We start from the raw sequence: 5,301 nt of genomic DNA, 5'->3' as shown, positions 1-5,301 counted from the left end.
GTCCCCCACCGAAGCGTTCCCCGACCCGCGTCGCCGGTGACCGGTTCGCCCCCGTACGACCGGCCGCCGGCTCGCCGGGCAGCACGGCCGGACCGACCGACACGGCTGGACCGACCGGCACCGCCGGCACCGTCCTGACCGGCACCGCCGGCGTCGGTGACGACGCCCTCGACCGGTCGCCGTCGAGCGCCGGAACCAAGCAGTCGGCCGGAAAGGGGCGCGGCCGGCGTGGGCTGTTCCGCCGCGGCAAGGCGCGGGCCGACCAGGACACGACCGCTACGGCGGAGCCGACCGAGCAGCTTCCCGCGCAGGACGAGGAGTTCGTGGACTGGGTCGCCGGGCTCAGCAAGCCGCTGCCGGACAACGAGCCGGAGCAGGAGAGCGGCCGCCGGTCCCTGCGGTCGAGCGGTCGCCACCACCGCGACTGACGTCGTGCCCCATTCCCCTCGGGGGTGAGCACAAGACAGTTTCGCCTTATGTCTGTCGGACATAATTATGTCTGACAGACATAAGGCGATCGACTCTCATGCCTCCCGAGCGGCGACACGCCGAGAGCAGGGCCGCGACTGACGGGGACGACGACTGCGGATCAGGCCAGCGGCAGGTACACCCGGCCCCCACCGGCCACGAACTCGTCCGACTTGTCCTTCATGCCGCGCGCGGCGTACTCCTTCAGCTCCTGGGTGATCTTCATGGAGCAGAACTTCGGCCCGCACATCGAGCAGAAGTGTGCCGTCTTCGCCGGCTCGGCCGGCAGCGTCGCGTCGTGGTACGACCGCGCGGTCTCCGGGTCGAGCGACAGGTTGAACTGGTCCTCCCAGCGGAACTCGAACCGCGCCTTGGAGAGCGCGTCGTCCCACGCCTGTGCCCCGGGGTGCCCCTTGGCCAGGTCGGCCGCGTGCGCGGCGATCTTGTACGCGATCACGCCCGCCTTCACGTCGTCACGGTCCGGCAGCCCGAGGTGCTCCTTCGGGGTGACGTAGCAGAGCATCGCGGTGCCGAACATCCCGATCATCGCGGCACCGATGGCCGAGGTGATGTGGTCGTACGCGGGAGCGATGTCCGTGGTCAGCGGGCCGAGCGTGTAGAAGGGCGCCTCGTGGCACCACTCCTGCTGGAGGTCCACGTTCTCCTTGATCTTGTGCATCGGCACGTGCCCGGGGCCCTCGATCATCACCTGGACGTCGTACTCCCAGGCGACCTTCGTGAGCTCCCCGAGCGTGCGAAGCTCGGCGAACTGCGCCTCGTCGTTGGCGTCGGCGATCGAGCCGGGCCGCAGCCCGTCCCCGAGGGAGAACGTCACGTCGTACGTCGCGAGCAGCGAACACAGCTCCCGGAAGTTCGTGTAGAGGAAGTTCTCCTCGTGGTGCGCGAGGCACCACGCCGCCATGATGGAGCCGCCCCGGGAGACGATCCCGGTCACCCGGTCCACGGCCAGCGGCACGTACGGCAGCAGCACCCCGGCGTGCACGGTCATGTAGTCGACGCCCTGCTCGGCCTGCTCGATCACCGTCTCCCGGAACACCTCCCAGCTCAGCTTCACCGGGTCGCCGCCGACCTTCTCCAGCGCCTGGTAGATCGGCACCGTGCCGATCGGCACCGGCGAGTTGCGCACGATCGCCTCGCGGGTCTCGTGGATCCGCTTGCCGGTGGACAGGTCCATCACCGTGTCCGCGCCCCAGCGGGTGGCCCACGTCAGCTTCTCCACCTCCTCGGCGACCGAGGAGGTGACGGCCGAGGTGCCGATGTTCGCGTTGACCTTCACGAGGAACGCCTTGCCGATGATCGCCGGCTCGCACTCCGGATGGTTGACGTTGAGCGGCAGCACGGCGCGGCCGGCCGCGATCTCGTCCCGCACGAACTCGGGCGCGACACCCTCCCGGATCGCCACGAACTCCATCTCCGGCGTGACGATCCCGGCCCGCGCGTACGCGAGCTGGGTCGGTCGCCTCCCCTCCGCGCCCGCGAGCGGGGTGCCGGCACCACGGACGGGCGCCACGTCACCCCGCGCGGCGATCCACGGACCGCGCAGCGGCGGCAGCCCCACCTCCGGGTCGGAGCCCGGGCCGGAGGTGTCGTAGAGCCTGACCGGCGGATTGCCCCCGGTCAGGTCCACCTCGGCGAACGGCACCCGGACGTCCGGCCGCGACCCCTCCACGTAGACCTTGCGACGTGCCTGCATGACAGCCTCCCTGTCGCTCAAGCGGACCAGCCGAAGTGGTCCAGAGGGCCGCGTCCCGCGCCCAATCTCCAGTCCCGGGCGCCGGTCAGCGCCCGGGTGACGTACTCCTTGGCGGTGGCGACGGCGGCCGGAACCGGATCGCCCAGCGCCAGCCGGACGGCGACCGCCGCCGAGAACGAGCACCCCGTGCCGTGGTTGTGCCGGGTCGGCACCCGGGGCGCGCGGAGCACCGTGGTCGTGCCGCCGCCGCGCAGCACGTCGACCGCCTCGCCGTCGGCATCCACGTCGCCGCCGGTGACCACCACGAACGCCGGCCCGCCCGCGGCGAGGGCCTCCGCGGCGGTCACCATCTCCTCGACCGTGGTCACCGGGCGTCCGGTGAGGGCCGCGGCCTCCGCACAGTTCGGCGTCGCCACCTCCGCGTACGGGAGGAGCCGCTCCACCGCCTCCACGACGCCCAGCGTGTGCCCGCTGGTGGCGACGAGCACCGGGTCGACGACGAGATGGGGCAGCCGCCCGTCCTTCGCCGCCTCGGCCACCGCGTCCGCGACGGCGGGGCTGCCCAGCATGCCGGTCTTGACCGCCCGGACGGTGAAGTCGACGAGCACGCTGTCGAGCTGGTCGGTCACCGTACGCGGAGGCAACGGCAGCACGGCGTCCACGCCCCGGGTGTTCTGCGCGGTCACGGCGGTGAGCACGCTGGTCCCGTACGCCCCGAGGGCGGCGAAGACCTTGAGGTCGGCCTGGATGCCGGCGCCCGCGCCGCAGTCCGAGCCGGCGATGGTGAGCACGGTCGTGGGTGTCACTGGTCCCCCTCGGTGGTCGCGGTGGCGGCCCGCACAGTGGCGGCGGCCCGCAACGTGGCGGCCGCCTCGGCGGGGTCCCCGGCCCGCATGATCGCGCCGAGGACCGCCACGCCGACCGCCCCGGCCGCGACGCACTCCCGCACCTGATCGGGGGACTCGACGCCACCCAGGGCCAGGACCGGGACCGGGCTGACCCGGATCAGGTCGGCGAGTCCCGTCGGACGCAGGGGTGGGCCGTACCCGGGTTTGGTCGGCGTCGGGTAGACCGGCGAGAGGGTCGCGTAGTCCTCGGTGGTGAGCCGGGCCAGTTCCGCCTCGTCGTGGCAGGAACGGCCGACCAGGCCGAGGCGTGGCGGTGGGTACGGGCCGGCGGCGGGCAGGTGCACGGCGTCGGAGTCCAGCGGGTCCGGCCCGGCGACGACCAGCGTGCCGCCCGCCTCGGCGAGGATCGCGCGTAGGTCGGCGGCGAGGGCGGCCCGCTCGACCCGGGGCAGGTCCTTCTCGCGCAGCACCACCCACCGCACTCCCCCGGCGACGGCCGCCGCCACCACCTCGACGAGCGGCCGGCGCGCCACCCGTCGATCGGTCAACACGACGACCCCGGAGGGCCGGCGGGAGGAGACGGAGCCGGGGCGCGGGTCGAGCCGGGACGACGCCGTCACAGCTCCGGCCTTCCCTGGTCCGGTGTGGACGCGAGGGCGTGGAAGCGGCGCTCGATCCGCCCGGCACCGTACGCGAGGCGGCCGGCCTCGACCGCGTACCGCATCGCGGTGGCCATCGCCACCGGGTCGGCGGCCCGGGTCACCGCGCTGGCGAGCAGCACCGCGTCGCAGCCGAGTTCCATGGCGAGCGCCGCGTCGGAGGCGGTGCCGATGCCCGCGTCCAGGATCACCGGCACATCGACGCTCTGCCGGATCAACCGGATGTGGTGCGGGTTGCTCACACCCAGCCCGGAGCCGATCGGCGCGCCGGCCGGCATGACCGCGGCGCAGCCGACGTCGGCCAGCCGGCGGGCCAGGATCGGGTCGTCGGACGTGTACGGCAGCACGGTGAAACCGTCCGCGACGAGGTCCTCGGCGGCGCGCAGCAGCTCCACCCCGTCGGGCAGCAACGTCCGCTCGTCGCCGATCACCTCCAGCTTGACCCAGTCGGTGCCGAACGCCTCCCGGGCCAGGTGGGCGACTTTGACGGCCTCCCCCGCCGTGTAGCAGCCGGCCGTGTTCGGCAGCAGGCGTACGCCGCAGCGGTCCAGCAGGTCGAGCAGCCCGCCGGCGGTGCCGGGGGCGGTGTCGACGCGACGCAGGGCGAGGGTGACCAGTTCGGTGCCGGAGGCCCGGATCGCCTGCTCCAGGACGTGCAGGTTGGCGGCCCCACCGGTGCCGAGGATGAGGCGCGACGTGAACGGGACGCCGCCGAGGTCCAGGGTCACCGCGCTCACCCGCCCTGGGCGGCGCTGAGCACCTCGACGCGGTCGCCGTCGTGCAGCACGGTCGCCGGCCAGCCGGTCCGGGGCACCACCTCGCCGTTCACGGCGACCGCGAGGCCGCGCTGCTGGTCGGTGACGACACGGACCAGGTCCGCCACGGTGGAGCCGCCGGGCAGGGTCCGGCCGGCACCGTTCACGGTCAGTTCCACGGGTGTCCCTCCTCGGTGGTGAACCGGTCCGGGGTGAACGGGGCCAACAGCGGGTCGGCCACCCCGGTGGTGATCAGGTCGGCGATCAGGTCGGCGGTGACGGGGGTGAGCACGATGCCGTGGCGGTGGTGCCCGGTCGCGGCCACCACGTCGGGCCGCCCGGGCAGCGGGCCGAGGATCGGGGCGTTGTCCGGTGTGCCGGGGCGCAGCCCGGCGACCGCCTCGACCAGGTCGTACTCGGCCAGCTCCGGTAACAGGTCCACGGCGGCGCGGAGCAGGCGCAGCACCGCCCCGGCGGTGACCGTGGTGTCGGTGCGCTCCTCGACGGTCGCCCCGACCACCACCTCCCCGTCGGCGCGCGGGACGAGGTAGACGTGCTCGCCGTCGGCGTACCCCCGGATGACGTGCCGGAAGCCCGGCGCGACGCCGCCGGGCGCGCGGAGCCGGAGCACCTGGCCCTTCACCGGTCGGATCGGCAGCCCGGTGAGCGACGCGGCGCCGCAGCCGGCGGCGACCACCGTGACGCGAGCGTCCACCTCGGACAGACGCTCGACGGCCGTGGCCGTGAGCGTCGCCCCGGCCCGCTCGGCGGCGGTACGCAGCGCCGGCACCAGGCGGCGCGGGTCGACCTGATGGTCGGTGCCGGCGAGCGCGCCGCCGCGCACCCGGGGGGCGAGC

At 74.0% G+C, this 5,301-nt stretch carries 6 protein-coding genes and 1 pseudogene; 1 reads left to right on the top strand and 6 read right to left on the bottom strand.

Annotation, left to right across the window (positions count from 1 at the left end; genetic code table 11):
- A pseudogene (locus AB0I76_RS21785) lies at positions 1 to 428 on the top strand (hypothetical protein); the annotation flags it as partial.
- A 161-nt stretch (positions 429 to 589) separates the two neighbouring features.
- Here the strand turns inward: AB0I76_RS21785 and thiC are convergent.
- The 6 genes from thiC to AB0I76_RS21755 form a co-directional block, all read right to left on the bottom strand.
- On the bottom strand, positions 590 to 2,182 hold the full coding sequence (thiC, locus tag AB0I76_RS21780; protein ID WP_357038356.1) for a phosphomethylpyrimidine synthase ThiC: 1,593 nt from the start codon (positions 2,180 to 2,182) through the stop codon (positions 590 to 592).
- Positions 2,183 to 2,199: 17 nt separating this feature from the next.
- On the bottom strand, positions 2,200 to 2,988 hold the full coding sequence (gene thiD / locus AB0I76_RS21775) for a bifunctional hydroxymethylpyrimidine kinase/phosphomethylpyrimidine kinase (RefSeq protein ID WP_357038353.1): 789 nt from the start codon (positions 2,986 to 2,988) through the stop codon (positions 2,200 to 2,202).
- Complete coding sequence (locus tag AB0I76_RS21770; RefSeq protein WP_357038350.1) at positions 2,985 to 3,650, bottom strand: thiamine phosphate synthase; 666 nt, start codon at positions 3,648 to 3,650, stop codon at positions 2,985 to 2,987. Before AB0I76_RS21770 ends, thiD begins: the two co-directional genes overlap by 4 nt.
- The gene (locus tag AB0I76_RS21765; RefSeq protein WP_357038347.1) at positions 3,647 to 4,426 is read right to left on the bottom strand and encodes a thiazole synthase; all 780 of its coding nucleotides are present in this window, start codon (positions 4,424 to 4,426) and stop codon (positions 3,647 to 3,649) included. Before AB0I76_RS21765 ends, AB0I76_RS21770 begins: the two co-directional genes overlap by 4 nt.
- Entirely contained in the window at positions 4,423 to 4,623 is a 201-nt protein-coding gene (gene thiS / locus AB0I76_RS21760) for a sulfur carrier protein ThiS (protein ID WP_357038343.1), read from the bottom strand. Before thiS ends, AB0I76_RS21765 begins: the two co-directional genes overlap by 4 nt.
- A partial coding sequence (locus tag AB0I76_RS21755; protein ID WP_357038339.1) for an FAD-dependent oxidoreductase occupies positions 4,614 to 5,301 on the bottom strand: 688 nt, incomplete at its 5' end. The genes AB0I76_RS21755 and thiS, both read right to left, overlap by 10 nt.

It is taken from the genome of Micromonospora sp. NPDC049799 (assembly GCF_040656655.1).
Lineage (GTDB): Bacteria > Actinomycetota > Actinomycetes > Mycobacteriales > Micromonosporaceae > Micromonospora.
The sequence above is the reverse complement of the archived record's forward strand: the minus strand, read 5'-3'. Positions and strand labels throughout refer to the sequence as shown.